Source organism: Nocardia sp. NPDC058244, assembly GCF_042882065.1.
Classification (GTDB): domain Bacteria; phylum Actinomycetota; class Actinomycetes; order Mycobacteriales; family Mycobacteriaceae; genus Nocardia.
This window is the reverse complement of sequence record NZ_JBHVWX010000001.1, coordinates 349,396-374,276: the sequence shown is the minus strand read 5'-3', so window position 1 is coordinate 374,276 and position 24,881 is coordinate 349,396. Positions and strand designations below refer to the sequence as shown.

At 68.0% G+C, this 24,881-nt stretch carries 29 protein-coding genes; 9 read left to right on the top strand and 20 right to left on the bottom strand.

What is annotated here, in order from left to right; translation table 11 throughout:
* Positions 1–27: 27 nt before the first annotated feature.
* The 9 genes from ACFVW6_RS01725 to ACFVW6_RS01685 form a co-directional block, all read right to left on the bottom strand.
* Entirely contained in the window at positions 28–663 is a 636-nt protein-coding gene (locus ACFVW6_RS01725) for a hypothetical protein (protein ID WP_378824188.1), read from the bottom strand.
* A gap of 154 nt (positions 664–817) precedes the next feature.
* A complete protein-coding gene (locus ACFVW6_RS01720) occupies positions 818–1,495 on the bottom strand; it encodes a DNA methylase (RefSeq protein WP_378824189.1) in 678 nt (225 codons plus the stop codon).
* Positions 1,492–1,680: a hypothetical protein gene (locus tag ACFVW6_RS01715; RefSeq protein ID WP_378824190.1), complete on the bottom strand. Its 189-nt coding sequence runs from the start codon at positions 1,678–1,680 to the stop codon at positions 1,492–1,494. The genes ACFVW6_RS01720 and ACFVW6_RS01715 overlap by 4 nt, the downstream gene beginning before the upstream one ends.
* A gap of 2 nt (positions 1,681–1,682) precedes the next feature.
* Positions 1,683–1,991, bottom strand: a complete 309-nt coding sequence (locus ACFVW6_RS01710; RefSeq protein ID WP_378824191.1) for a hypothetical protein — start codon at positions 1,989–1,991, stop codon at positions 1,683–1,685.
* The gene (locus ACFVW6_RS01705) at positions 1,988–3,319 is read right to left on the bottom strand and encodes an FtsK/SpoIIIE domain-containing protein (protein ID WP_378824192.1); all 1,332 of its coding nucleotides are present in this window, start codon (positions 3,317–3,319) and stop codon (positions 1,988–1,990) included. The genes ACFVW6_RS01710 and ACFVW6_RS01705 overlap by 4 nt, the downstream gene beginning before the upstream one ends.
* Entirely contained in the window at positions 3,319–3,504 is a 186-nt protein-coding gene (locus tag ACFVW6_RS01700; protein WP_378824193.1) for a hypothetical protein, read from the bottom strand. The genes ACFVW6_RS01705 and ACFVW6_RS01700 overlap by 1 nt, the downstream gene beginning before the upstream one ends.
* 19 nt (positions 3,505–3,523) lie before the next feature.
* Positions 3,524–4,120 (bottom strand): DUF2637 domain-containing protein, encoded by a 597-nt coding sequence (locus tag ACFVW6_RS01695; RefSeq protein ID WP_378824194.1) that lies wholly within the window; start codon positions 4,118–4,120, stop codon positions 3,524–3,526.
* A gap of 2 nt (positions 4,121–4,122) precedes the next feature.
* Complete coding sequence (locus ACFVW6_RS01690; protein WP_378824195.1) at positions 4,123–4,404, bottom strand: hypothetical protein; 282 nt, start codon at positions 4,402–4,404, stop codon at positions 4,123–4,125.
* Positions 4,401–4,841 (bottom strand): hypothetical protein, encoded by a 441-nt coding sequence (locus ACFVW6_RS01685; protein WP_378824196.1) that lies wholly within the window; start codon positions 4,839–4,841, stop codon positions 4,401–4,403. The genes ACFVW6_RS01690 and ACFVW6_RS01685 overlap by 4 nt, the downstream gene beginning before the upstream one ends.
* Positions 4,842–5,006: 165 nt before the next feature.
* Here ACFVW6_RS01685 and ACFVW6_RS01680 point away from each other — a divergent pair, with 165 nt between their 5' ends.
* Entirely contained in the window at positions 5,007–5,852 is an 846-nt protein-coding gene (locus ACFVW6_RS01680; protein ID WP_378824197.1) for a GntR family transcriptional regulator, read from the top strand.
* Positions 5,849–6,526, top strand: a complete 678-nt coding sequence (locus tag ACFVW6_RS01675; protein WP_378824198.1) for an HAD family hydrolase — start codon at positions 5,849–5,851, stop codon at positions 6,524–6,526. The genes ACFVW6_RS01680 and ACFVW6_RS01675 overlap by 4 nt, the downstream gene beginning before the upstream one ends.
* A gap of 720 nt (positions 6,527–7,246) precedes the next feature.
* Here the strand turns inward: ACFVW6_RS01675 and ACFVW6_RS01670 are convergent.
* A complete protein-coding gene (locus ACFVW6_RS01670; protein ID WP_378824199.1) occupies positions 7,247–7,906 on the bottom strand; it encodes a Panacea domain-containing protein in 660 nt (219 codons plus the stop codon).
* A gap of 553 nt (positions 7,907–8,459) precedes the next feature.
* Positions 8,460–8,684 (bottom strand): hypothetical protein, encoded by a 225-nt coding sequence (locus ACFVW6_RS01665; protein ID WP_378824200.1) that lies wholly within the window; start codon positions 8,682–8,684, stop codon positions 8,460–8,462.
* A 267-nt stretch (positions 8,685–8,951) separates the two neighbouring features.
* Between ACFVW6_RS01665 and ssb the strand changes: the two genes are divergently transcribed.
* Positions 8,952–9,362 (top strand): single-stranded DNA-binding protein, encoded by a 411-nt coding sequence (ssb, locus tag ACFVW6_RS01660; protein ID WP_378824201.1) that lies wholly within the window; start codon positions 8,952–8,954, stop codon positions 9,360–9,362.
* A gap of 1,699 nt (positions 9,363–11,061) precedes the next feature.
* On the opposite strand, the gene ACFVW6_RS01655 is transcribed toward ssb, so the two are convergent.
* The 6 genes from ACFVW6_RS01655 to ACFVW6_RS01630 form a co-directional block, all read right to left on the bottom strand.
* Positions 11,062–11,502, bottom strand: coding sequence for a hypothetical protein (locus ACFVW6_RS01655; RefSeq protein ID WP_355274876.1), 441 nt, complete (start codon positions 11,500–11,502; stop codon positions 11,062–11,064).
* Positions 11,503–11,708: 206 nt separating this feature from the next.
* Positions 11,709–12,206, bottom strand: coding sequence for a flavin reductase family protein (locus ACFVW6_RS01650; RefSeq protein WP_378824202.1), 498 nt, complete (start codon positions 12,204–12,206; stop codon positions 11,709–11,711).
* Positions 12,199–12,717, bottom strand: coding sequence for an NAD(P)H-dependent oxidoreductase (locus tag ACFVW6_RS01645; protein ID WP_355274881.1), 519 nt, complete (start codon positions 12,715–12,717; stop codon positions 12,199–12,201). Before ACFVW6_RS01645 ends, ACFVW6_RS01650 begins: the two co-directional genes overlap by 8 nt.
* 32 nt (positions 12,718–12,749) lie before the next feature.
* Positions 12,750–14,018 (bottom strand): SfnB family sulfur acquisition oxidoreductase, encoded by a 1,269-nt coding sequence (locus ACFVW6_RS01640; RefSeq protein WP_378824203.1) that lies wholly within the window; start codon positions 14,016–14,018, stop codon positions 12,750–12,752.
* The gene (gene sfnG, locus ACFVW6_RS01635; RefSeq protein WP_378824204.1) at positions 14,018–15,133 is read right to left on the bottom strand and encodes a dimethylsulfone monooxygenase SfnG; all 1,116 of its coding nucleotides are present in this window, start codon (positions 15,131–15,133) and stop codon (positions 14,018–14,020) included. Before sfnG ends, ACFVW6_RS01640 begins: the two co-directional genes overlap by 1 nt.
* 90 nt (positions 15,134–15,223) lie before the next feature.
* Positions 15,224–15,541, bottom strand: a complete 318-nt coding sequence (locus ACFVW6_RS01630; RefSeq protein WP_355274888.1) for a hypothetical protein — start codon at positions 15,539–15,541, stop codon at positions 15,224–15,226.
* Positions 15,542–15,665: 124 nt separating this feature from the next.
* Between ACFVW6_RS01630 and ACFVW6_RS01625 the strand changes: the two genes are divergently transcribed.
* From ACFVW6_RS01625 to ACFVW6_RS01615, 3 genes are all read left to right on the top strand, one after another.
* Complete coding sequence (locus ACFVW6_RS01625; protein WP_378824205.1) at positions 15,666–16,412, top strand: crotonase/enoyl-CoA hydratase family protein; 747 nt, start codon at positions 15,666–15,668, stop codon at positions 16,410–16,412.
* 172 nt (positions 16,413–16,584) lie between these two features.
* Positions 16,585–17,691 (top strand): DUF4185 domain-containing protein, encoded by a 1,107-nt coding sequence (locus tag ACFVW6_RS01620; RefSeq protein ID WP_355274890.1) that lies wholly within the window; start codon positions 16,585–16,587, stop codon positions 17,689–17,691.
* A gap of 181 nt (positions 17,692–17,872) precedes the next feature.
* Entirely contained in the window at positions 17,873–18,520 is a 648-nt protein-coding gene (locus ACFVW6_RS01615) for a class I SAM-dependent methyltransferase (protein ID WP_378824206.1), read from the top strand.
* On the opposite strand, the gene ACFVW6_RS01610 is transcribed toward ACFVW6_RS01615, so the two are convergent.
* A complete protein-coding gene (locus ACFVW6_RS01610; protein WP_365008954.1) occupies positions 18,500–18,964 on the bottom strand; it encodes a flavodoxin family protein in 465 nt (154 codons plus the stop codon). The two genes, ACFVW6_RS01615 and ACFVW6_RS01610, sit on opposite strands and share 21 nt — an antisense overlap.
* Before the next feature lie 43 nt (positions 18,965–19,007).
* Positions 19,008–19,601 carry an alpha/beta family hydrolase gene (locus tag ACFVW6_RS01605; RefSeq protein WP_378824208.1) on the bottom strand — a complete coding sequence of 198 codons (594 nt, stop codon included), beginning with the start codon at positions 19,599–19,601 and terminating at the stop codon, positions 19,008–19,010.
* 232 nt (positions 19,602–19,833) lie between these two features.
* Between ACFVW6_RS01605 and ACFVW6_RS01600 the strand changes: the two genes are divergently transcribed.
* Positions 19,834–21,669 (top strand): acyl-CoA dehydrogenase, encoded by a 1,836-nt coding sequence (locus ACFVW6_RS01600; protein WP_355275414.1) that lies wholly within the window; start codon positions 19,834–19,836, stop codon positions 21,667–21,669.
* A gap of 171 nt (positions 21,670–21,840) precedes the next feature.
* On the opposite strand, the gene ACFVW6_RS01595 is transcribed toward ACFVW6_RS01600, so the two are convergent.
* Entirely contained in the window at positions 21,841–22,974 is a 1,134-nt protein-coding gene (locus ACFVW6_RS01595; protein ID WP_378824209.1) for a LuxR C-terminal-related transcriptional regulator, read from the bottom strand.
* A 115-nt stretch (positions 22,975–23,089) separates the two neighbouring features.
* On the opposite strand from ACFVW6_RS01595, the gene ACFVW6_RS01590 reads away from it, so the two are divergent.
* Both ACFVW6_RS01590 and ACFVW6_RS01585 read left to right on the top strand, forming a co-directional pair.
* Positions 23,090–23,422 carry a Rid family hydrolase gene (locus ACFVW6_RS01590; protein WP_378824210.1) on the top strand — a complete coding sequence of 111 codons (333 nt, stop codon included), beginning with the start codon at positions 23,090–23,092 and terminating at the stop codon, positions 23,420–23,422.
* On the top strand, positions 23,419–24,762 hold the full coding sequence (locus ACFVW6_RS01585; protein ID WP_378824211.1) for an FAD-binding oxidoreductase: 1,344 nt from the start codon (positions 23,419–23,421) through the stop codon (positions 24,760–24,762). Before ACFVW6_RS01590 ends, ACFVW6_RS01585 begins: the two co-directional genes overlap by 4 nt.
* The last annotated feature ends 119 nt before the right edge of the window (positions 24,763–24,881 follow it).

The following is a 24,881-nucleotide window of genomic DNA, read 5'->3' as shown; positions in this document are numbered from 1 at the left end:
AGGATCGGGATATCGGAGTGGTGGTGGTCATGCAGCTTTTTGACCGGGCAGGGTCTTGAAGCCGGCGACCGATTCGATCGGGACGACGACGGTGTCAGCGAGCGCGTCGGAACGGCGGAACAGGATTTCGATCTGGGCAGGACCGGCGATCTTGACCCGGGCGTTCTGCGCGCCGAAGGCGTGCGCGAGGTGCTCGGCGCGGCCGGTCCACGATTCGGGGCAGTGCCCGGGCAGCATCCGCGCCCGCACGATGTCGGAGTTCTCACCGATGAGCACCTCGCTCAGCCGCGGCACCAACACCCGGTCACCGTCGACAATCGACAGCCCGCACGCGGTCATCAGCGCGGCCCACCGGCGCCGGTAGCGGAAGGCGGCCAGGAACCGGGCACGGGCTCGGCGGGTGAACCAGTCCTCGAAGGTCTCCCGGTGCCAGTGCCGCCACGCCAGCAGCGCAGCGACCATCACCCCGGCCACCGCGATCCCGGCGGGCCAGCCCAGCAGCAGCCACGCCGCGGCCGTCGCACCGATCGGGATGGTGACCATCGGGAACAAGATCGCCCACCAGATCAGTTCGAAGATCCCGAGCACGGCCCGGCCTATCCCGGTGAGGACCGCGTCGAACACCTCGCTGGTCGGATCGTGTTTGGTGGTGGGCTTGCTCATCGGTTTGCCTTCCGGGTCAGGTCTTCGACGGGGAACAGTGGTAGTTGGTCGGGAGTCGGAACCGGCTCCGGCAGTGCGGTGTCCGGCTGTTTCCGGATCTTCGCGGCCGCGGCAGTGACATCCGGATTTGATCTGCGGCCAACGGATTTCGTGGTCATGCCGCCTCCTGGGCGCCGGTGTTGGTGACGTGGTCGAGCAAGTGCAGGCCGAGGTGGTTGGTGTAGGCGGGCGGGATGGCTTGGGCCAGTTCCGGTCCGGTCATCCAGTCGATGCCCATGCACGCCGGACCGAGCCAGGTGCCCACATCGCCGGTGATCGAGATGTTCATGCCGGCGTCGAAGTCGCGGCGCCGATTCTTGGTCGAGGTACGCGCGGTGTGAGCGGGATGCCACGGAACCGAGGGCAGCCACGGAATCCGGTGATCGACCGCGAATTTGCGGTGCCGATAGGTCCGCAGCCCGAACATCGAGCCGCACAGCACGACATCAGAGCGCATCTCGGCGCCCATGACGTTCTCGACCAGCCACGGCACCGGCTGCGCGGCGAGCTGCCGCAGGGTCGCGCCCAACAGCCACCCCGAGCCGTTGACGCCGGCGCGCGACGACAGCGGCGAATGGTCGTGGCACGGCGGCGAGGCATGGACGGCGTCGAACTCGTGCCCGTGCGCGGCCAGGAACTCCAGCGCATCCCCCTGATGGAAGTCGAACGGGTAGCGCGGCTGGGGCTCGATATCGACGCCGACGACATCGAACCCCGCCCGGTGGTAGCCCATCGCGGCACCGCCGGCCTTGCAGTACAGGTCCAGCAGACGCGGACGGCGCACGGTGTTCATGCCGCGTCGCCCCAGTCGTCGCCGCTGTAGTCGTTCCAGGCCGGAGCCATCCCGGTTTCGGCGAGCATGTTCACCGCCACGGCGACCGGGTCGAGGCCGCGAGCTTCGGAGCGGCAGCGCGCCCGCGCGGCGAAGTCGATCACATCGGCCAGACCGGTCTCGGCGTGAATGTTGTTGCGGGCCATGGTCAGATCTCCTGTTCGGGTGCGAGGAGCCCGCAGCGCGAGCACTCGACGGTGTCCAGCAGCGGGGGCTGGTAGCGGGTGAGGACGAAGTCGTGGCCGTCGCGGCGGCACTGTTCGCCGATCAGGCAGGTCTCGCAGCGCACGAGGTCGCCGTCGAAGGCCCACCCGGTCGCGGTGTCCACGGCCAGGAACTCCACGGCCTGGGCGGTGGTGTCGAAGCAGATCGACTCGCCATCGGCGTCGGTGTAGATGTCGCCGCAGACGTGGCAGTAGGCCACGACGTGGCTTTCGGTGTGGAATCCGCGCTTCATGCCGCACGCCCCTGTTCGTCGTCCTCGCCGGGGATGTAGTCCGGGTCGAACGTGGCCGGGTCGAACTCGCCGTCGGCGCCGTCGTCGGACAGGTCGATGACCTCGGCCGGGGTCGGGGCGAAGGCGTCGACGATCGCGTCGGCCTGCTCGTCGGAAATCCAGAACGCGCGGACTCGCACGAACTCGGTGGTGCCGTCCTCGCCGACGTAGCCCACGCCCGGGGTGGTATCAGGGATTTCGTGGCACAGGGCACCGCGGTCCTTGGATCCCTGGCCGTGGATCATCGAGGTCTGCGTCGGCTCGTCCAGCCGGAGTCCGATGCGGACCGGGAACAGCTGCCGGAACGGCATCGTCTCCTTCGACGGGTCCTGCAACGCCGCGATCACCGAGACCCCGACCGCACGGCCCTGCGACAGCAGCAGCCCGAGCAGGCGTTCGAACTCCTGCCGCTGCTCACGACTGGCATAGGCCGACAGGGCGGCAGCCTCGTCGATCACGATCAGGATCAGCGGTGCGTCCGGGGTCGGCACGTGCTTGCGGACACCGGCGCCGCGCAGGTCCGACGCGCGGTTCTGCATCAGCTCCACTGCTTCGGTGAGCATGGCGAGGATGCCGTCAGCGGTCCATTCGAACCGCACCCACAGCTTGCCGCCGCGCCCGAACTCCATGCCGCCCTTCGGGTCCGCCATCCACACGTCCACGAATCCGGCTTTGATCGCCGGGCCGATGCCGCGGATGATCGACCACAGCACCGAGCCCTTGCCCGAACCGGTCGCCCCGGCGAGCAGGATGTGGGCGTAGAGGACCCGCAGCAGCCACAGCTGCCCGTCCTCACGGATACCGGCGACCACCGCTTCGAGGTCGACACCGGTCGAGGACACATCCAGCGGCGTCACCGGATCGACTGCGGCCGACAGCGTGTCGAAGGTCCGCAGCTCGATGTGCACGAACCCCGGTTCACGCTGCTGCACGAGCACTTTCGCGACGCCGAGGTACTGCGCGAGGACATCGCGGGTTTCCTCGTTGGTCCAGTCGGTCAGCTTCTGCCCGCCGAGGATCTGCACCTCGAACACCGCGCCCGAGGGGACGAGGTCGACGCCGCCGACGATGGTCGGCCAGTTGCCCGCCGAGCCCAGCCCGACCGCGGACCACATCAGCGCCAGGTGCCGGACATCGGTGAGGATGTTGGCCGCGGCCCGCAGCTCGACCGGGATGCCGGCGAATGGGTCGGTGTCCATAGCCGGACGGATCACCCCGTCGAGGTGGCGCCACCACAGCAGCACCCCGGCAGCGAGGATGGTCGACAACGCGACAATGGTCGTGACCATCACGCCACCGCCCGCAGGGTCGCGGTGTAGGCGTTGAGGGCCTCGGTGAGCTGGTCGACCAGCGTGGCGGCGTCGACCGGCGGCATGAACAGCCTGCTGTCCCCGAGCTGCACGACGAGCATGCCGGTCGGCTCGCTGTAGCGGACGTCGCAGGTGTTGTCGTCGGAGATGGTTGTGACCGTCATGAACGAGTGATCAGCCATGTCAGTTACCCCTTGTAGGGATCGGGACCGCGACAGGCAGCAACGGCGCAGCCGAACGCGGAGGATGGATGGTGTGCACCGGCACGAGAGCCGGAGCAGGAGCCGCGACCGCGGGCACCACATCGGGTCCGGGATCGGCGGAGTCGGGTTCTGCCACCACCGCGGTGGCGGGTATTGCGCTCTGCGACGGGGTGTTCCGCGCCCGCAGGAGCACGGCCAGGCCGTGAGTGTCGACCAACAGGGCGGCCGGAGCGATCACCGCCAGGACCGCGGCCAGGACGCCGTGGCCGGACACAACTGCGTGGGCGATGTTGCCGCCGATCGAGACCGTCGCCCCGGCGATCAGAACCCGGGTGAAGAAGGACCGTTCGGGACTGTCGGCCAGGGCGAGCACCGCGATGGTGGCTTGAATGATGGTGCCGTCCACGATCACCGGGAACAGCCACGCCAGTGGTGCGGGGGTGTTCGCCATGACCGCGAGGTCACGCAGCGCCGCGAACGACAATACGAACGCTGCGGCGCCGATCGCGACGACGATGACCACGGCGGACCAGCGTGCCCACCGGATGCCCTTAGGCTGCTGATCCGCCGTACCCATGGTCACGCCGCCTGGGACTCAGCCACAGCCGTAGCCTGCTCACGGGCAGCGCGTTCGGCGGCGTCGTGAGACATGAGGATGTCGGGCAGCTGCTCGGCAAGCTGGCGGACGTGCTCGATGTCCAAGAAGACCGTCGTATGCGCGGAGTTCTGCTCGTTCTCCATGGTGATCCAGACCGATGCGGGGCGGGTGTACCCGCGATCGGTGACCTTGGCCGGGTGGTACTCCACCGCCAGCCCGGTCAGCGTGCCGCTCGACGTGCTCGCGTGCGACATGGCGATCACGCGGCCTTCTGCGCGGCAGGCTGGTTGACCTTCGCGCCGGAGGTGTCGCCCTTGATCCCGGTCGCGCGGATGTAGAAGCTGATCGACTTGAACTCGCCGTTGCCGACGACACGCGGCTTGATCAGCAACCCCTCCAGCTCGATCGAGCGCAGCCCCGGCGAGACCTCCACGCCAGCCGGGATCGGCTGCTGATCGGCGACGAACGTGACGTCGAAGCTGGAGTTCTTCGCGTTCCCGCCCGAGGGGTCCATGATCGTGGCCTTCCACAGGCGCTTGCCGGTGCCGTTGCCTTCCCGGTCGAAGTCGAGGGCGTGCCGCTTCGGTGCGTTGCGGTCCGAGCTGAACTCGGTCTGAGCCTCGATGTTGCCGATCAGGAATACGCCCATCGGGAAGACGGAACGGAAGTCGGTGGGGATCCACATGTCCTTGAGTGCCATTGAATTCAGCTCCTGGTGTCAGAGGGATTGACAGAACGTCTGATGCGGTCGAATTTGACCGAGTCATACCCCTAGGTTCCCTAGGTAGCTTCAAGGTTACGTTAGCTCCCTAGGGAGGTCAATACCTACATGATTTACCTAGGGAATCGGCCCTATGCTGGGGCAATGGAGACAATCGACCCCGACGACCCGCGCCCGGCGTCCCAGCAGATCGCCAACATCCTGCGTGCGGCGATCCTCACCCGGAAGTTCGCTCCCGGCGAGCGCATCCCCTCCGGTCCGCAACTCGTTGAGCGCTTCGGAGTCGCAAAGGCCACCGCCGAAGCAGCGATCCGAGCGCTTCGCGAGGAGGGCCTAGTCGTCAGCAGACCGGGCAGTGGCACCTACGTCCGCGAGCGCACCGAGCGGCCGGTGGGACTGCGCCCGCACATCGAGCAAGCGTTCGAGGCGCCGAACGTCACCGTGGACTTCGCCGGGTTCTCCGGCGAGACACTGCACGGCGCGATAGCCGAACCGCTCGACCGCATCCGCGAAGGACGACTCCGTCCGGACAGCCTTACCGTCCGCCTACTGCTCCCCGATCCGTCGCAGCCGTGGTCGCTGCCAGCCCGAGTTGACAACCTCGAGGACAGCCCAGCGTTCCGCAAGCGAGCGACCAAGATCATGGACCGCCACGGCAGCGCCATCGTGGAGTCTGTCGCTGAACTCGGCCGACTGGGACTTGTTCCGTCGGCCTCTGCCCAGATCCGAACGTACCCAGCTGTCCCACTGTTCAAGCTCTACGTTCTCAACGGCGAGCAGGCGTTCTCTGGCTACTACCCAGTGGTTGAGCACACGATCCCACTCGACGGCGAGGACGTCGCTATGTGGGATCTCATGGGCAAGGACGCCACACTGTTCCACTACTCGCGGGATGTCGACCCAGACACCATGGGAAGCCAATTCGTCACTCAGTCGATGATGTGGTTCGACAGCATTTGGACCTCAGTCGCCCGGGACTACCATCCGTGAACGACCTCCGCCGCCTTATCGCCAACCGCCCGTGCCTGCTGCTCGACTTCGACGGCCCGATCTGTTCCGTGTTCTCTGGCATCTCCAGTCGACGTGTCGCCGAACAGCTCGGTGCAGCGATGGGCATCGCCCTACCTCCGAACCTCGGGGCGACGTCGGACCCGTTCGAGTTGCTTGACTACGCAGCCCAGATTTCCCCCGAGATTGCCATTGCCACTGAGGCGGAGCTGACGCGTCTAGAGGTTGAGGCAGTTGCCCTTGCATCTCCAACACCGCACGCGCACAACGTAATTCGTGAAGCATCTGCCCGCCGCTCAGGATCAGTTGCCATTGTCAGCAACAACTCAGCCGAGGCGATCGACGCCTACCTCCGCACCTACCACCTACGACGCGACGTTGCCGGCATCTTCGCGCGCACATCCTCGACGACGAGGCTCAAACCGAGCCCATACCTGCTCGACTTTGCGCTCATGGACCTACGGGTCGATGCGGGAAAGGCAACCTTCACTGGCGACTCAGTGACGGACCTGCAGGCAGCAGCCTCCGCCGGAATCCCCGCAATCGGCTACGCAAACAAACCAGGCAAGGCTGAGCGGTTCGCTCCTTTCGAACCAGTCGCGACCATCGCCAGCATGTCGTCACTGCTGAGTGCAATCTGCGGCAGGTCAGACTAACAGCGGCAGGCGCGTCGTCTGGATCGAATAGGCGGGAGGCACACGAGCACGCCCCGACGACCAAGCCGCCTCAAGCCACTATCGTCGCATACTCGCGATCGAATAGCTTTTGCGTGCCATCCTCAACAATCCGACGTACTGACTAGGCGACAACACGATCACCTGACTACCGAGAGAGCCGTCGCTGTGAGCCTTCAGGAAACCGCGGTCGCGGGTTACGCAGTAGACAGTACTAAGCGGGTCTTCGCTCGCCAGCGCTCTGCAGGCGCCGAACACCATGCCGTCCTCGTGATCGAGTGGCGGATCGCCCTCCGGGTAGTTGGCGCCCAGAGTACCGCCAGCGGACCTCGCCGTGACGTCGTAGATCAGGTCATCAATCAGCCCAGACGCGTCATCGTCAGTCCAACCCAGCCCCTTATGCCCACTGGCATCGTCAGGCACAGGTGACTGTTTTGCCTTGTACTGGACAGTCTGATCTATGTGCGCCGAAGTCCAGACCTCAAGTGTCTCACTCCCCGCAAACCGTCCTGAAGTACTCGCTGCCACGGCGCGCAGAGAGTCCCACGCCCGGTCACTCGGATGCGGGACCGGCACTGCAGCAAGAGTTGCCGTTAGTTCGCTGAACCTCAGCCACGTGAACGGCGGACCAACCAAGTTTGCGACGTCAAGGTAAATGTTGCAGTCAAAGACGACGACATGGCGGTTGTCAGGATGCATCGCTCACGCACCCGCAAAGGTGCGATGACGCTGCTCCTCAACTCCCTCTGCCTTTAAGGTAGCCCTATCGTGCAAGTTTGCGCCGCCCCATTCGTCGATACCTGGATCCGAGTAGTCGTCATCCATATCTGCAAGCAGTCCGCGAACATCAACGGGCTCCCTAACATCAGCACATCGAACGTAGATCCCGGTAGCCGACAGGTCGGCAGCGGTCCGCCCACCAAGCGTCCGACTAGCCCGGTAGAACCGCGCCATGGTGTCGAGTGGGATCTCGCTGTCGCACGAAGCTGACTCACCCAGGTCGCCACGAGCGTCCATCCATGGCTCCTCTACGTGGGTGAGTGCACGCAGCTCTTCGCCCGACATAGATCCATATGTGCCGAGAACCAAATCAATCAGCTCGGATGCAAGCGGCGGCAGGTCAACGCGCTCCGCATCTTGGTTAGCAGCGAGCCGGCTTTCCTGGCTGCGACGAGAACGCCAAACTGGAGGAACGACCGGGCCGTCCTTCCATGCCTCGATCCGATCCTCAAACAAGGGCGTGTTCGTAACCGCCATGTGCCACGCCTGCACGTAGTAGAGCAACTTCTGAAGGCTCCAGGCGTCCATCCATGTACCGCGTCGTGCGATGATTACCGAAGCAACATCGTTGGCAGCCAACACCTCGACACCCCACTCACTGTCTAGGCTCGTCCCTGCACCGTACAGCCTCTAGCCTTGACTGTTCAGTATATCGCCAGGTGGGGACAGATTGTTGCCCATGTGAGGTAAACCGCGTGGTCGGACGGACGCCACATCGTTGCTGAATTTGGCTATACGGGATCAAGACGGCGCGCTGCGCGCGCCGCGCCCCGCGGCGACGCACAGCCGCCCACCTCCGCTGGCGCTCCGGCGGGCGGGAGCGGCGGCGGGTCGCGGCACACCCAGCACGCCGAGGTTGATCCAAGTAATAGCCAAATCCGTCAGCCGCCCGTGACAGCAGCGTTCGACAACCGGACCCGGCCGGAGCAGACCCGCTCACCACGACCGCTCAGAACGGCTGCTCGTCGACCTGACCACTGCCGGCACTGCCGCGACTGCACCGGCTGACCTCCGCCTTCTGGGCCTGCACGCCGACGACGACCATGCCGACGGCGAGCCCGAGCACACCACGCGACTCGGCGCCCTTCCCGCTCCAGGCACCGCCGCTGACCCGGTGACCGGCAACGGCAACACGTCAGCCCTTGTCCATCCCGCCACCGGCGACTCCGACCACCTCACCCCAGCAGCCGACCCGGCTCACGGCCTCGGCCACGTCGACCCATCCGCCACGTTCACACCCGCACCACCGCCCGCCGCAGACCACACTGAACCCGCCGACGACCTCACCGGCGCCCGCGGCACGCACCCCGACGTCGACGACGAGGTCACCACTGCTGACACCACTGCCGCCGCCGACCACGCCTGTCGCCTCCCGGCTGGACCCCGCATCCGTCTCCCGATGGCGCGCGGGCCGAATGCCACCCTGGCAGCACCTCACCGACCAGGCCAAGACCAAGCCGAGGTCACCCCGAAACCGCCCCACATCAATGAGCTACGCCCCCAACATTCCTGTGCGTCGGCCCCGTGGCGAGTCCTGTCCCGCCCGGCAAGGCCCCGCCCTGCTGTCCTCCGTCCCACCCACCACCGGGAACCGGCTACCGGGACCCCCAGCCAGGAGGCAACAGTCATGGCCAACAACGTCACCGTCACCATCACCGGCCACCTCACTGCCGACCCCGAGGTCCGTACCACGGGCTCCGGCAAGCTCGTCGCCAACTTCACCGTGATCTCCAACGACCGCCGCTACGACCGCGAACGCAACGAATGGGTCGACGCAGCCAAGACCGCCATCCGCATCGCCTGCTGGGGCGATCTGGCCGAACTCGCCGGCGACAGCCTGGTCAAGGGCTGCCGAGTCACCGTCACCGGCCACCGCATCACCACCGACGCCTACATCGGAAAGGACGCCAAGCCACGCGCCGCACTCGAACTCACCGCCGACACGGTCGCCGTCGACCTGAAGGCCCAGAAGGCGAAGATCATCCGCTACAGCCGCAACAGCACCAGCAGCACCCAGGCCGACGAGCCTCCGTTCTGATCGGCCGCGGTGACCGGGCCTGCTCCACCCGGGTCCGGTCACCGACCACAACCATCACGAACAACTGCCGAATTCGTCTATTACTTAGATAGATAGCGGACCGACCCCAGCGCGCCCCGCGAGGCACCGAAATCGCCTGCGTGCCCTCGAATCTCATGGCCGTTCGTTGGTCGCTTCTGGCATTGCCGAGCAGTGCTGGGCGCGTCGGGTGCCCTACCGGACTGCCTCTGCCGCGGGTCGGGTGCCTTGGTCTCCGGTTCCAGCTGAGGGACTTGCTGTGGTCCGGTCGCGCGAAGGAACTACCCCGATTGACGTGGGATCGGCCCTGTCCGGTGTCGGCCTGCATTGTGTTCGTGCGCCCCTCACGCGTCAAGGGCGCCTTTGGCGTCAGCTGCGCTGATGGCTATCGCCACCCTTGACCCGTGAGCCTCTGCGCACGAAGGGCAGGCCCTAAGGGGCAGGCCGGAAGCCAGCCCCGCCATGCGCAGGCCGACCCCGCACAGGGCCTACCCAACGCAGCAACCGCGGACCTACTCGACCGGAATCTCCTCTCGGTCGAAACTGGCTGGCCACCGAGGCGCATCGGCGCCGACCGGCGTCGGAAGCGGTTCCAGCGCCGGTTCGTACTGCGGCACTGGCCGAACTACTACGTGCTGATTCTCTGTCATGCCTGGTTGGACGTTGCTGAACAGAATTCGGTTCCAATCGTCCGCCTTTGACCTGCGAGGAGCCCCGGCATGTGACAGGCAGGCCTAAGGGCAGGCCGGGAACCAGACCACATCATGCGCAACCCGACCTAAGCCGAGGCACTCGCTGGCCTATCTTCCTGTGAGCATGGCCAAGCAGGCGATCAGGACCGTCGCCGCTGTGTCCCAGTCCGTCACCACGCCGACGGCAGTGAAAACTGCGACGCAGAAAGCTGCTGACGCCATCGGGTCAGTTGGCCGATCGGGCTCGGGTACGTTGCGGCGGGGGTCGCTCTGTCCTGGTGTATCCAAATCAGGCATGATTGTCCTTGTTCATGGGTCGCGATATTCGTGGACATGGCTGCCCCCTCTCTGTTGCCTCAGATTGGGGGCAGCGCCCTTTTGGCGATCAATCACCAATGGGGCCAAGGCCATTGGAGCATGTTTCTGCGCCCTTGCGCCAACTGTCATCGTCGACGTCAGATCCTGAGATGTGGGTTCTGACGTGCATCGACGGCCTGGGGTTTTTATGGTGGATACGTGGGGGTGATGGCTTTTTTGTGGGGGTGATTGGCTGTTTCGCTGGGGGGGATGGCTGTTACGCGGGATTTGATGGTGGATACGCATGGGGGTGAATAGCGTTACGCAGGGGGTGAACGGTGGGCGCGAAGGGGGAGATGGCGGCAAACTTGGTTGCGTATGCGCCGCCGCGATGGGTTGAAAGTGATGTAAATCACTTCAAACAGGCTGCCGTGTGACGAGTGGTCGCAGCCGGTCGCGGCACTACATGAGTCGATCGACAGGCAGATACCCTGCCGATGTGCCACACACATGCCACAAGCCAGGGTCAGCAAGGGTAAGCCGAGGTACCCCACGCACAACGGCCAGCCCAGGTCAGACCGCCATTCCCGCACATCCTTCTACTTCCCAAGCAGACAGCGCGGGTTCGATTCCCGTCATCGGCTCCAGCACGAAAGCCCCCAGGTCACCCGGGGGCTTTCGTCGTTTCCGCGCTATTGACCCTTCAGGGCTCGGTCGGCGCGGTTGACCAACGCTGCGGTGGTGAAGGTGCCGATGGTGAGGGCGACCATCAGGATCTTCGCGGGCCATGGCCCTTCGATGACGGCGCCGACGGTTCCCATCAGGACCAGGCCGCTCGCGGTGACCAGCATCGTCATCGCCCTGGTGGTTCCGTTGATCTCGCCACGCAGAATCCGCCGTGACGCCGTGAGCAGGCTGAGGGCGAGAATCCCGGGCAGCAGCGCGACCACGCAGACGACGATCAGGTACTGGCGATCGACCAGGCCGGCTACCACGAGTCCGGCGGAGCAGGCCGCGAGCACGCTACCCAGCGCGATCCCGGCGGATCCGGCGAGGCGGGTCGATCGCCGAACCGCGGGCTGGTTCGCGTAGGGCGACGGCACGCCCGCCCGCATCGCATCGATCTGAGACATTCGAAAACCCCCGTGTGACAGTGGAAATGGCGGGCGAGAACGGCTCTCCGCAGCTCGTGCCGACTGTCCGAATCCCCCCGCCCGAAGGCTACCGTCCACGATCACCCGCGAACAACCGATACCGAACACATTGTCCGAGCGTTCGAGGCAGCACCGCGATCGACGACGAAGGCCCCGATCGTCGGATCAGGGCCTTCGTCGTCGAATCAGCCCGCGTGCAGCGTGCGGAACTTGCTGCCGTGGAACACGAGTGGGTCGAGGTCCTCACGCGCGGCGACGCGGTTGACGCGCAGGAGGACGACGAGGTGGTCGCCCGCGGGGACGTGGGTTTCCGGGACGCCCTCGATCCAGGCGGTGGCGCCGTCGATGAAGACGGCTTCGCCGGTACCGCGGTGCAGGGCGGTCTCGCGGAAGCGGTCGCCGTTGCGGGCGCCGAGGGCCTTGGCGGCCGCCTGCTGGTCGGTGCCGAGCAGGCTGAGGCCCAGGTGGCCCGCGCCGGCCAGTTTCGGCCAGGTCGACGAGGAGTTCTGCACGCAGAACGAGACCAGCGGTGGGTCGAGGGAGACCGGTACGAAGGTGCTCACCGCCAGGCCGTGCGGTGTGCCGTCGATCTCCGCGCACACCGCGACGACCCCGCTGGGGAAGTTCGCGAAGGCGCGGCGCAGGCCGGTGCCGTCGGCGGGAAAGTCCAAGAGCTCATGCATGATTCGTCGCCTCCACGGGCTGTTCGAGCAATGCCGTGACGACGGGCGCCCAGCGTTGGGCATACGCCTCGATGACGCCGTCCTCGGCGAAACCACGATCGGCGAGATAGAGCCCCGGCAGCGCCGCGGTCCCGCCGATCTCCACCAGCACCGGCTTGAGCAGCAGATCCGGCGCGAGCGCGTGGGCTGGCCCGGCACCGAGCATCACCGGCACGGTGACCACGCCCGCCAGCCCGGTGCCGCCGTCGAACTGTTCCAGGAACAGTTTCAGCAGCCCGGTGTAGGTGGCCTTGAAGGTCGGGCTGGCGAAGACCACCAGCTCCGAGGCGGCGACGGCGCGCGCGGCCGCGGTGACCTCGGGGTCGCCCCAGCCGAGCAGGCCGGGGCCGAGGGTCACGAGATCGATCACCTCGGGTTCGGCGCCGGGGCGCAGCGCCCGCGCGACCCGCACGGCCGCGTCCAAGGTGCGAGAGGCCGGCTTCGGATTGCCGACGACGACGGTCACTGTCACTGGATGTACCTCACTCTGTCTTTCGTCCGTGCTCAGATGACGCCGTGCAGCGGTGGCGGCCGATCGTGCAGCACCGCCCGGCCGATGTGCTGGTACTTCCAGCGCACCGGGTCGTGCAGGGTGTGGGTGCGCGCGTTGCGCCAGAAGTGGTCGAGCCGATGCCCGGCCGCGGCGCTGCGCGTGCCACCCACCTCGAATATCGCCGCCGACGCCTCGTTCGCAGCGCGATCGGCGAGGACCTTGGCGGTCGCGACCGCGATCGATGCCCGCGCGGCGTCGTCCTGGTGCTCGCCCACGTCGGCCCGCTCGGCCGGGGGACGGAGGGCGTGCCCCGCCGCCGAGGTTCCGCGGATCGCCGCGTCGACCGCCGCACCGGCGACGACCAGCGAGGATTCCGCCGCGGCCACCGACACGGCCAGCTCACCGAAGCGCTGCACCACCAGCGGATCATCGATCGCCCTGTCGACCCCGGCTTCGAACCACGGCCTGCTCCGCGTGCGCACGAATTCGGCGGCGGCTGCCAGCGCGCCCCGCGCGATGCCCGCGTCGATCGCGGCGTGCAGCAGCTGGGCGAACGCGCCGTAGCCGGTCGGCGCGTGCACCGCGGCGGCGCGCGGCACCAGCTGGTCGGCGTCCACGGTCACCGCGTCGAACTCGACGGTGCCGCTGCCGGTCGTCCGCTGGCCGAGCGCGTCCCAGTCGTCGACGATGCGCACGCCCGGTTCCAGCGCGGCGACGAAGGCCACGTACTCCCCCGGCTCCCGGCCCGAAACACCCTGCGGGTCATCGAGTCTGGTCAGCACCGCGAGCACGTCGGCGAACAGCGACCCGGTGCAGTAGTACTTGGTGCCGTCGACGACGAACCGCCCGTCGACCGGACGCACCGTCGTGGCGATGTCGGCGACGGTGGCCCCGCCCCGTTCGGACTGCGCGTTGGCGATGCGCGCGCCGGCGAGCACCCGCCCGAAGTACTCCCGCTGCTGCGCGGGAGTTCCGGCCAGCCGCAACAGGTTCAGATACACGAAGTGACTGTGCGGCACCTGCGCGATATTCGGATCGGCGCTCGCCAGGATGCGGAACACCTCGGCGACCACGCTCGGCGGCAGGTCGGCACCGCCGAAGGCCGCGGGCACCGTGATCGCCAGCAGCCCACTGGCCGAGAGCTGATCCAGTTCCTCGTGCGGCAGCCTGCGCGTGTGATCCCGCTCGGCCGCGCCGCGCGCGAAGTCGGCGGCGAGTTCGGCGGCGATCGCCAATGCCTGTGCGGCCGTGGTGATCCGCTCGGCGGTCACCACGGTCATCAGCGTCCCGCCGCGACCGGGGTTGCGGCGGCCTCCAGCTCACGCACCAGCGGCAGCACCTTGGCGCCGAAGTACTCGATCTCCTCCTGGAAGTGCAGGAATCCGGCCAGGATGAGGTCGACACCGAGCGCCCGGTACGCCACGATCCGCTCCGCGATCTGCTCGGGCGTGCCGATCAGCCCGGTGCGGAAGCCGTCGTTGTACTGGACCAGGTCCTCGAAGGTGGAGTCGGCCCACATGCCCTTGCGATCGGTGGTCGAGGCCCCGGCCTGCTGCACGGCGTCGCGGAACCCCTGCACCGCGGGCTTGTTCGCCTTCTCGACGATCTCGCGCAGGGTGTCGCGGGCTTCGCGCTCGGTGTCGCGGGCGATGATGAAGCCGTTGAGCCCGAACTTCACCTCGCGGTCGTTGTCCCTGGCGACGGCGCGCAGGTCGTCCAATTGCTCGGTGACACCGTCGAAGTCCTTGCCGTTGGAGAAGTACCAGTCGGCGTAGCGGCCGCCGTTGCGGCGCGCGGCGGTGGAGTTACCACCCTGGAACAGTTCGGGATTCGGTCTTTCCGCAGTGTTGAGCGGCTTGGGCTTGAGGGTGAAGTCGCGGATGCGGTAGAAGTCGCCGCCGTAGTTCACCGCGTCCTCGGTCCAGATCTTGCGGATCACCTCGAGGAATTCGGCACTGCGCCGGTACCTTTCGTCGTGCTCGAGCCACGGCTCGCCCAGCGCCTGGAACTCACCGGCGAACCAGCCGGACACGACGTTGATCGCGAACCGCCCACCGGAGAGGTGGTCGGCCGTCGCGCCGAACTTGGCCAGCACGGCCGGATGCCACAGCCCAGGATGGACCGCGGCGATCACCTTCAGCCGCTCGGTCGCCCCGAGCAGCGCGAGGCTGAACGAGGTCGACTCGTGCTGGTACTCCGCGCCATAGGAGGCGGTGTAGCGGACCTGGGAGAGCGCGTAGTCGAAACCGTTGCGCTCGGCGGTCTGCGCGAGCTTCTTGTTGTATTCGAAGTCCCAGCCGGTGCGCTGCTCGATCTCGCTGGTCACCAGCCCCCCGCTGACGTTGGGGACCCAGTAGGCGAACGAGACCTGGTCGGCGATTCTCTCCGTTGTCATAGCGGCTCCTTCTCGTCGGCGTTTCCAGTGCAACACCGGCGTGGGAGCCCGACGAGGGTTTGAATCGCCGCGATCGATACGGCCCGCGGCTCAGCGGCCCAGGTGCACGCAGTTCTCCGCGATCTTGGACTGCGCGGCGCCCACCTTGGCGGCGTCGTCCTGGCCGAGCAGCTTGGCCGGATCACCGGACTGCGCGTTGGACACCATCACCCGCAGCCCGTCCTGCGACATGCCCGAATCCAGGAAGACCTGCGCCGCGCAGTCGGCCAGCTCCGGATTGGTCAGCCCCTTGTCCTGCAACGACTTCGACAGCTCCGCCTGGGTGACCGCGGGCGCCTCGTCGCCGCCGCCACAAGCAGATAGCACCGGCACGGCGAGCAGCGCCGCGGCGAGCAAACAGATCCGCACTCTCGAGTCCTCTCGATCGGCGCGCATCGGCCGATGCGCAGCCGTGGAGGATCATGCCGCACCGCCGCCGCGAGGGCCACACCGTCCTGCCCACGCATAACTGACTCGCGAGTAAGGTAGCCCCATGGGAGACCACATCACCGTGCGCTTCGACAGCGATCGCGCATATATCGCCTTGAACCGGCCGGGCAAACACAACGGACTGACGCTGGAAATGCTCCGCGATCTTGTCGCCGCGGCCCGAAAAGTGGCCGAGCACAAAGAGACCCGGGTCGTCATTGTCAGCGGTAACGGTCCCAGTTTCAGTAGCGGACTCGATATCGCGGCGGCCACCCGCGATCCGCTGGCTATCGTCCGGGAATTTCTCCCGCGACCGTGGCGCGGAACGAATACTTTTCAGGAAGCCTGCTGGGCCTGGCGCCGCCTCGACGTGCCGGTGATCGCCGTGGTGCACGGGCGCTGCTACGGCGGCGGCCTCCAGCTCGCGCTGGCCGCCGACTTCCGGATCGCGGCGCCGACGGCGGAGTTCTCGGTGATGGAGGCCGCCCACGGCCTGATTCCGGACATGTCGGGCGTCGCCACGTTGTCGCAGCTCATCGGCATAGACCAGGCCATGCTGCTGACCATGACCGCCGACCCGATCGACGCCGCCCAGGCCGCCCGGATCGGCCTCGTCACCGAGGTCGCCGACGACCCGCAGGCCGCGGCCGCCGCCCTCGCCGACCGGATCACGGCCCGCGATCCGCGCGCCGTCGCCGCCGCCAAGCGCCTGTTCGACCGATCCTGGCAGCGGAATTCCCGCGCGACCTTCGCCGCCGAACGCGCGGCCCAGGTGCCATTGCTCCTGCGTAAGGCCCTGAATCGTAGCTAGTGACAGGCAACTGATCATTTGTTCATGCCGAGCCACGATCCGATGTACCACACCTCACACCGATCGGCTGTTAGCATCGCTGCGATTCGCCCAATAGTCGAAATGTGGTCCGCGACACAGGTGAACCTGAAGCGGGCTCGAATTTCGGCGTGACCCGGAGGCTCCGACGACCGTGAAGAAGACCGGTTCCATCCTGCTTGCCGCGTTCGCCGGAGCCACGGCCATGCTGGTGAGCGGGGCGACACCCGCCGTCGCGAATCCCAACGCGATCAACCCGATCCCGGTGCTCAACGGAACCAACGGCCTGCCCGCCCTGCACGGGCGCACGCAGGCCGTCTTCCAGGTCACCGGCATGGCGAGCCCGAACAACACCCAGAACTACAACGTCCTCGGCACCGACCTCGGGATCATGTGGGACAACGGCCGCGGCGAGATGCTGACCGCCTTCGGCGACACCGCCGGCATCGGCTTCCCCAACCTGCTGGCGGGCAGCACCTGGGCGTGGCGCTCGAACATCCTGGTCCGCAGCCACACCAAGGACCCCGCGGGCGGCGTCTTCTTCGACAGCGTGGTGCGCGATGTGGTCGGCCAGGCGCGCGACCTCATCCCCAGCCCGAAGATCCCGTTCCTGGAGATCAGCCGCATCCCGACCGCGGGCATCTCGGCCAACGGCGTGCAGTACATGTCGCTGATGTCGGTGAAGACCTGGGACGCCCCCGGCGAGTGGACCACCAGCTTCTCCGGCCTGGCCGCCTCCGCCGACAACGGCGAGACCTGGGCCGACCTCGGGCACACCCGGCGCCCCGACGAGGGCGGCAACACCAACTTCCAGATGAACGCCTTCCTCAAGGACGGCGGCTTCGTCTACGAGTACGGCACCCGCTCGGGCCGCAACAACGACGCCTTCCTCGCCCGGGTGCCGGAGGCCCAGATCGAGAACCTCGGCGCGTACGAGTACTGGGACGGCGGCGGCTGGAAGCTCAACGACGTGAACGCGGCCGCGCCGATCATGGGCGGCGTCGGCGAACTGTCGGTGATGTACAACGAGTACCTCGGCCAGTTCGTCTCACTGACCACCGACCCGTTCAACTCCGTGGTGATGCGCCGCGCGTCGTCGCCGGAGGGCCCGTGGAGCGCGCCGGAAGTCCTGATCGACGCCCGCGAACTCCCCACCGCCTACGCCCCGTCGATCTTCCCGTACCAAACGGGCCGCGACCTCTACTTCATGACGACCATCCACACCCAGTACAACGTCGTATTGATGCGTACCCGGCTCTGACACCCGCAGACCTGGCACCATAGGTCTGGCAAGCACATGGGTAACTCACCGGGGACGGGCTGACATGACCACCGATCAACCGCCGGCCGCATCGTCAGCCGGTGACGCACCCAGGTCTGGCCAGATATCGCGGGGAGGCGGATCGGCGGCGGAATGGGATGCTCGGTATGCCCATAGCGAATTGATCTGGGGCGCACCGCCGAACAGCACGGTGGTCGAGTACGTCTACGGCCTCGACCGCCGGATCCAGCTGCTGCCCGACGAACCGGGCGGCACCCCGCCCGCACTGCCCCGCGCGCTGGACCTGGCCTGTGGCGAGGGCCGCCACGCCCTGTGGCTGGCCACGCACGGCTGGCAGATCGACGCCGTCGACTTCTCCCAGGTGGGGATCGACAAGGGCCGCACGGTCGCGGCCCGGCTGTCCCGCTCGGTGCGTTCGCGGGTGAACTGGCACTGCGCCGACATCACCGAGCTGGCCGACGCGGGCATCACCGGGCCGTACGAGCTGATCCTGATGGTCTTCGTGCACCTGCCCGCCGACCAGCGCGGCGCGTTGCTGCGCGAACTCGCGGGCATGCTCTCTCCCGGCGGAGTCCTGCTGGTGCTCGGTCACGACACCAGGAACCTGACCGACGGCTACGGCGGACCGCAGGACCCGGCCATCCTGTTCACGCCCGACGACATCCGCGCCGAGCTGGGCGCCGCGGGCGAGCACCTCACCATCCGCATCGCCGACGCGGTGCTGCGGCCCACCGAGGGCCCCGACGCCATCGACGCGCTGGTCCTGGCCGAACGGGACCTGCCGGAATCAGGCGAACCGACCGCGTAGCTGCTCGGCGAAGCCGCGCGCCGAGGTCAGATCGTCGGGGCTGGGACGGCCCTTGTTGAGCCCGCCGACCAGCGCCAGCGGACCCATCGTGTCGAGTCCACGACAGGCGAACCCGCCCACCACCTCGAAGCCCTTCTCGGTCAGCTGGTCACCGAGATTACGCAGGTAGGGCCGGAATTTCGGCTCGGGCAAGCCACTGGTGGCGAAGACGAACGCCTCGCGCCCCTGCCCGGCGGGCAGCGCGTCGACGAACTCGCGCAGGCGCGCGTCCAGGGCCATCCAGTACACCCCCGACCCGAATCCGACGAGGTCGTAACCGGCGAGTTCGGCCGCGGTGATCTCCGACGGGTCGACCACCCGCGCGTCGAGCACCGACCCGATGGTGTCGGCGACCTTCCTGGTGTTGCCGTGCGACTTGGACGTGCAGACGATGAGCGCCTTCATGCCGTGCCCCCTGCCTCGATCGAAGCGTGCTTGCGCGGCCAGCCTAGCGCCAGCGGGCGAACCAGGGTTCGACTGTCGCGGCGATCACGTCGAACCCGGTGCGGAACGAATGTGCCTGCTTGGGGATCACTTTCACCTCGGCGGCATCGGCCGGATCGGGCACGCCGAACGGGTCGCTGCCGCCGTTGATCACCACGACCTCGATGTCCCCCGGCGCGAGCAACTCCGCCCGCCTGCTCTTGTCCGGCTTCCCGGGCGGATGCAACGGGAACGACAGCGCGATCACCCCGCGCGCGCCGACCGCCACGGCGGTGCGACACGCCACGCGCGCGCCGTTGCTGCGACCCCCCTGAACAATCGGCACCCCGGCAAACCTGGCCCGCAGCGCGGCCACGATCTCGAGCCACGCCTCATCCTGCTTGTCCGCCGACCCCGGCGCCCGGCGCCCGGCCACCCGGTACGGCTGCACCACCCTGGCCACCGCGCCACCGGCTTCGATCGCCGAATTACGTACTGCCAGAATGTCTTTCGCATCGACACCGCCACCGGCGCCGTGCGTGATCACCAGCAGGAAAGCCGGGTCGGCGACCTCGTCGAGCTCGATCTCGGCGGGTCCGGCACTCGTCTCGATGCGCACACCTCACGGTAGCCCCGCCGCCGCGGCGAGCAACGTTTCGGCGCCCGTGCGTGTTTTTCACGTCACATTGCCCCCAGCCCCTTTGCCGAGACGATTACTCACCGGTAATATGGTCCATAAGTTACCCGCGAGTAGCATGCGGAAAACCGGCAAGGCTACCCCGGTGGACGTCACAGGGCGGGAACGGCAGACAACCGACCGCACCAGAACTCAACGGAGAGTGAGTACTCACATGGGCCACTACAAGGCAAACGTTCGCGACCTCGAGTTCAACCTCTTCGAGGTCCTCGGCATCGACAAGCTGCTCGACGCGGGCACCTTCGGTGACCTGGACACCGACACCGTCAAGGAGATGCTCTCCGAGGTCCGTCGCCTGGCCGAGGGCCCGCTGGCCGAGTCGTTCGCCGACGCGGACCGCAACCCGCCCACCTTCGACCCGAACACCCACACGGTCACCCTGCCCGAGTCCTTCAAGAAGTCCTACAAGGCGCTCGAGGACGGCGAGTGGGCCAAGGTCGGCGTCGTCGAGGAGCTCGGCGGCCTGAACGCTCCCTCCGCCATCACCTGGGCGCTGTCCGAGATGGTGCTCGGCGCCAACCCGCCGATCCAGATGTACGCCGCGGGCGCCGGCTTCGCCCAGGTGTTCTTCAACAACGGCACCGAGGAGCAGAAGGGCTGGGCGGCCAAGATCGCCGAGCGCAACTGGGGTGCCACCATGGTGCTGACCGAGCCCGACGCGGGCTCCGACGTCGGCGCAGGCCGCACCAAGGCGGTCAAGCAGGAAGACGGCTCGTGGCACATCGAGGGCGTCAAGCGCTTCATCACCTCGGGTGACTCCGACGACCTGTTCGAGAACATCATGCACCTGGTGCTGGCTCGCCCCGAGGGCGCGGGCCCGGGCACCAAGGGCCTGTCGCTGTTCTACGTCCCGAAGGTCCACTTCGACTTCGAGACCGAGACCTACGGTGACCGCAACGGCGTGTTCGTCACCAACGTCGAGCACAAGATGGGCATCAAGGCCTCGGCCACCTGTGAGGTCACCTTCGGCGGCCACGGCGTGCCCGCCAAGGGCTGGCTGGTCGGCGAGGTGCACAACGGCATCGCGCAGATGTTCGACGTCATCGAGAACGCCCGCATGATGGTCGGCACCAAGGCCATCGCGACCCTGTCGACCGGCTACCTCAACGCGCTGGAGTACGCCAAGACCCGCGTCCAGGGTGCCGACCTGACCCAGATGACCGACAAGGCCGCGCCCCGCGTGACCATCACCCACCACCCGGACGTGCGTCGTTCGCTGGCCACCCAGAAGGCGTACGCCGAGGGCCTGCGCGCGATCTACCTCTACACCGCCGCGCACCAGAACCCGGAAATCGCCGAGGCGGTGTCCGGTGCGGACAAGGACGTCGCGTTCCGCGTGAACGACCTGCTGCTCCCGATCGTCAAGGGTGTCGGCTCCGAGCGCGCCTACCAGTACCTGACCGACTCGCTGCAGACCTTCGGTGGCTCCGGCTTCCTGCAGGACTACCCGATCGAGCAGTACATCCGCGACGCGAAGATCGACTCCCTCTACGAGGGCACCACCGCCATCCAGGCGCAGGACTTCTTCTTCCGCAAGATCGCCCGCGACCGCGGTGTGGCCCTGGCCCACGTGGCGGGCCAGATCCAGAAGTTCATCGACGCCGAGGGCGCCAACGAGCGCATCAAGGGTGAGCGCAAGCTGCTCGCCACCGCGCTCGAGGACGTCCAGACCATGGCCGCCACCCTGACCGGCCACCTGATGGGCGCCCAGGAGCAGCCGACCGAGCTGTACAAGGTCGGCCTGGGTTCGGTCCGCTTCCTGATGGCGGTCGGCGACCTGTTCATCGGCTGGCAGCTGCTGCAGCAGGCCGAGATCGCGCTGGCGGCCCTGGACAACGGCGCCACCGGCTCCGACGTCGCCTTCTACACCGGCAAGGTCGCCTCGGCGCAGTTCTTCGCCCGCAACGTCCTGCCGGAGCTGACCGCGACCCGCGCGATCCTGGCCAACCTGGACAACGACATCATGGAACTGGACGAGGCCGCCTTCTGATCCGCCTCCCCGCGAATTCTGGCCAGACTCAGGTGAGTCTTCGGCCTGGTACGCGGCCGGCGGGAAGTGGCGTGGGGAGTTAGCCGGTTCCCGGTGAGTTACCCATGTTCTCGCGAGACCAGTTGAACGGTCCGGAGTCTTCTGACTCCGGACCGTTTTTCTGTCTTCCGTCTAGCCGGCGAACCAGCCGGAGGGGCCGACCTCGGCGCCCATGCGGGGGACGTACTGGTCGAAGTAGACGCGGGCGATGAGTTCGCGGCGGCTGCGGACGCCCGCCTTCTCGAAGATCGACTTGAGGTGGTCCTGGACGGTGTAGGCCGAGACGTGCAGGGCCGCGGCGATCTCCTTGGTCTCCACGCCCTGGAGGACGAAACGGGTGACGTCGTGCTCGCGCGGGGTCAGGCCGAAGGCGGCGACGACCAGGGTGACGATCTCCGGCGGCCGCGCCTCCTCGATGGTGACGACGACATCGCCGACGGCGCCGTCGCGCCCGGCCAGCGGTGACGCGTGCAGCACCAGCCACACCCCGGACGGGGTCCGCACCCGCGCCCTCGGCATCGCGACGCCGGGTGTCCCCAGCATCCGCCGCGCCGCGCTGACCAGCGAGATCACCAGACTCAGCGGGTCACCGCTGTGCACCGACGACCGTAACTGCGCGAAGCGTTCCTCGGCGCCGAGGCTGATCTGGGACACCTCGTCGTTCGCGTCGACGATGACGACGGCCGGACCCGCGGTCTCGGCGCCCAGCTCCGGGGCGTCGGCGAGCCGCGTCAGCACGCCCGCGCGCACCCCGCGGGCGAACGCGCCGGACAGCGAGGCGAGGTAGTCGACCTCGTCGTCGACGAAGGCCGGGTCGTCGGTGCCGCGGAACAGCGCCAGGCACCCCCACGCGCCCGAAGCGTCCCGGAACACCAGTCGCGCTTCGTCGGCGAAGCCGTAGAGCGGGCGCATCAGCCGCGACATCCGCTCGCAGCGGTCGATGTCGTCGCCGAGGACCGCCTGCATGCCGATCGCGCGCCGGTCGGAGACCGCGAGCGAGCGGAACGACGTCGCGTCCTCGGTGCCGTACTCGATGAGGCCGAAGAGCCGGTCGTGCTCGTTCGCCGACACCAGCGACCCGTACTTGCGCGCGCTGGTGAGCATCATCGTCGCGGGATCGTGGGTGCCGACGCACGCGGCCACCGCCGGTACCGCCCGGCGCACCGCGTCGGTCGCCTCGACGAGGAATTCGTCGAGATCGAGACCGGCACGTGAGAGCACATCCAGATCGCTCCGCACGCGCTCGGGGAGAAGCCGGCTGCGCATGGTCCCCAGTATGCGCCGCGGACCATAGGCCGCCATATCCCAGATGGCTGGGATATCCGCTTCCCCAGACGGCTGGGATGGCCCCGACCAGGGCGAACGCGCGAATCTGGAGCACGTGACCATCACCATCGAGACGAACTCGGTCGACGAGTCGGGCCGCCTCGTGCACGCCGAGGACGCCGCCGCACAGCTGTGCCTGGCGTTCGAGCGGCTCGAGGCGGCGCTGGCCGCGCACGGGCTCGGTGCGTCATCGATCGTGCGTCTGCGGGTCAGCGCCCGCGCTCCCGCCGACGCCGCCGATCTCGCCGACCTCGTCATGGAATGGCTCGACGGCGCCCCGGTGCCCGTCGACCTCGTCGATGTCGCGCACCTCGCGCTACCCGGCACGCTCGTCGAGCTCAGCGCGCTCGTGATCCCCACTCCCTCCGATCCGAAGGACCGACCATGAACCCGACCACGACCGCCCTGCGCGACCTCGCGCTCCTGCCCGGCGACCCCGGCTACGACGCGGCCTGCACGCCGTGGAACCTCGCCGTCCGGCAGCGCCCCGCCGCCGTGGCGGTGCCGCGCACGGTCGACGAGGTCGTCGAGATCGTCCGGGCCGCCACCGCGCTCGGTCTGCGGATCGCGCCGCAGAGCACCGGACACGCCGCCGCCGCCCTCGCCGATCTCCAGGACGTGCTGCTGCTCCGGCTGCACGCGCTGACCGGCGTCACCGTCGATCCCCTCGCCCGTCGTGCGCGGGTCACCGGCGGCACGCTCTGGCGCGATGTGCTCGCGGCGACGGCACCGCACGGACTCACCGCCCTGCACGGCAGCGCCGGTGATGTCGCGGTGGCCGGGTACCTGCTCGGCGGCGGCCTGTCGTTCTACGGCCGCGAACACGGTCTGGCCAGCTCGGCTGTGCGCGCGATCGAGATCGTCACCGCCGACGGATCGCTGGTGCGGGCGACCGCCGAGGAGCACCCCGACCTGTTCTGGGCGGTGCGCGGTGGCGGCGGCGGTTTCGGCGTCGTGGTGGCGATCGAACTCGAGCTGCTCCCGCTCGCCGACGTCTTCGCGGGCATGCTGCTGTGGGATATCGAACGCGCGCCCGAGGTGCTGTCCGCGTGGCGGGACTGGACCGCCGCGGTCCCCGAGTCGGTCACCACCGCGGTGCGGCTCATGCGGTTTCCCCCGCTGCCCGAGCTGCCGCCGTTCCTGTCCGGACGCGCTCTGGTGGTGATCGACGGCGCCGTGCTCGAAGCCGACGACCGCGCCGCCGAGCTGCTCGCCCCGCTGCGCGCGCTGGCCCCCGAACTCGACACCTTCGCCCGCATCCCGGCCGCCGCCCTGCTCGACGTGCACATGGACCCGCCCGGTCCGACCCCCGCGGTGAGCGATCACGCGCTGCTCACCGACCTCCCGCCGGCAGCCGTCGAGGCCCTGCTCACCGTGGCGGGCCCCGGCGTGCAGACCCCGCTGATGTTCGCCGAACTCCGTCACCTCGGCGGCGCGCTCGCCCGCCCCCAGGACGCCGCGCTGACCCACCTGGCCGGCGCGTACGCCCTGTTCGCGGTGTCGCCCGCACCGACCCCGGAACTCGCCGCGCTCGGCGAGACCGCCACCACCGGCGTCGTCGCGGCGCTGCGGCCCTGGGCGGCGGCGACGTCGTTCCTGAACTTCGCCGACCGCCCGATCGACCCGGCCACCGCCTTCGGCACCACCGAATGGCAACGGCTCCAGCACATCCGCGACACCTACGACCCGGCCCGGGTCTGGGTCGCCGCGCACGCCGTCGACGCGTAGCCGAGCTCACGACGGTGCCGCGCGGACGAGGGGTTCGCGCGGCATCACTCGTGACCTGTTTTCCTGATCTCTCCCTCCGAACCCGGCGTACCCTGGGAATTGCCGTCGGTCGGGGTGAG

What these genes read in the sequence shown, in the direction of transcription:
- ACFVW6_RS01725 (WP_378824188.1), bottom strand. Translation starts at nt 663, where the DNA reads ATGAGCAAGCCCACCACCAAACACGATCCGACCAGCGAGGTGTTCGAC.
- ACFVW6_RS01720 (WP_378824189.1), bottom strand. Translation starts at nt 1,495, where the DNA reads ATGAACACCGTGCGCCGTCCGCGTCTGCTGGACCTGTACTGCAAGGCC.
- ACFVW6_RS01715 (WP_378824190.1), bottom strand. Translation starts at nt 1,680, where the DNA reads ATGGCCCGCAACAACATTCACGCCGAGACCGGTCTGGCCGATGTGATC.
- ACFVW6_RS01710 (WP_378824191.1), bottom strand. Translation starts at nt 1,991, where the DNA reads ATGAAGCGCGGATTCCACACCGAAAGCCACGTCGTGGCCTACTGCCAC.
- ACFVW6_RS01705 (WP_378824192.1), bottom strand. Translation starts at nt 3,319, where the DNA reads ATGGTCACGACCATTGTCGCGTTGTCGACCATCCTCGCTGCCGGGGTG.
- ACFVW6_RS01700 (WP_378824193.1), bottom strand. Translation starts at nt 3,504, where the DNA reads ATGACGGTCACAACCATCTCCGACGACAACACCTGCGACGTCCGCTAC.
- ACFVW6_RS01695 (WP_378824194.1), bottom strand. Translation starts at nt 4,120, where the DNA reads ATGGGTACGGCGGATCAGCAGCCTAAGGGCATCCGGTGGGCACGCTGG.
- ACFVW6_RS01685 (WP_378824196.1), bottom strand. Translation starts at nt 4,841, where the DNA reads ATGGCACTCAAGGACATGTGGATCCCCACCGACTTCCGTTCCGTCTTC.
- ACFVW6_RS01680 (WP_378824197.1), top strand. Translation starts at nt 5,007, where the DNA reads ATGGAGACAATCGACCCCGACGACCCGCGCCCGGCGTCCCAGCAGATC.
- ssb (WP_378824201.1), top strand. Translation starts at nt 8,952, where the DNA reads ATGGCCAACAACGTCACCGTCACCATCACCGGCCACCTCACTGCCGAC.
- ACFVW6_RS01655 (WP_355274876.1), bottom strand. Translation starts at nt 11,502, where the DNA reads ATGTCTCAGATCGATGCGATGCGGGCGGGCGTGCCGTCGCCCTACGCG.
- ACFVW6_RS01650 (WP_378824202.1), bottom strand. Translation starts at nt 12,206, where the DNA reads ATGCATGAGCTCTTGGACTTTCCCGCCGACGGCACCGGCCTGCGCCGC.
- ACFVW6_RS01640 (WP_378824203.1), bottom strand. Translation starts at nt 14,018, where the DNA reads ATGACCGTGGTGACCGCCGAGCGGATCACCACGGCCGCACAGGCATTG.
- sfnG (WP_378824204.1), bottom strand. Translation starts at nt 15,133, where the DNA reads ATGACAACGGAGAGAATCGCCGACCAGGTCTCGTTCGCCTACTGGGTC.
- ACFVW6_RS01625 (WP_378824205.1), top strand. Translation starts at nt 15,666, where the DNA reads ATGGGAGACCACATCACCGTGCGCTTCGACAGCGATCGCGCATATATC.
- ACFVW6_RS01610 (WP_365008954.1), bottom strand. Translation starts at nt 18,964, where the DNA reads ATGAAGGCGCTCATCGTCTGCACGTCCAAGTCGCACGGCAACACCAGG.
- ACFVW6_RS01600 (WP_355275414.1), top strand. Translation starts at nt 19,834, where the DNA reads ATGGGCCACTACAAGGCAAACGTTCGCGACCTCGAGTTCAACCTCTTC.
- ACFVW6_RS01595 (WP_378824209.1), bottom strand. Translation starts at nt 22,974, where the DNA reads ATGCGCAGCCGGCTTCTCCCCGAGCGCGTGCGGAGCGATCTGGATGTG.
- ACFVW6_RS01585 (WP_378824211.1), top strand. Translation starts at nt 23,419, where the DNA reads ATGAACCCGACCACGACCGCCCTGCGCGACCTCGCGCTCCTGCCCGGC.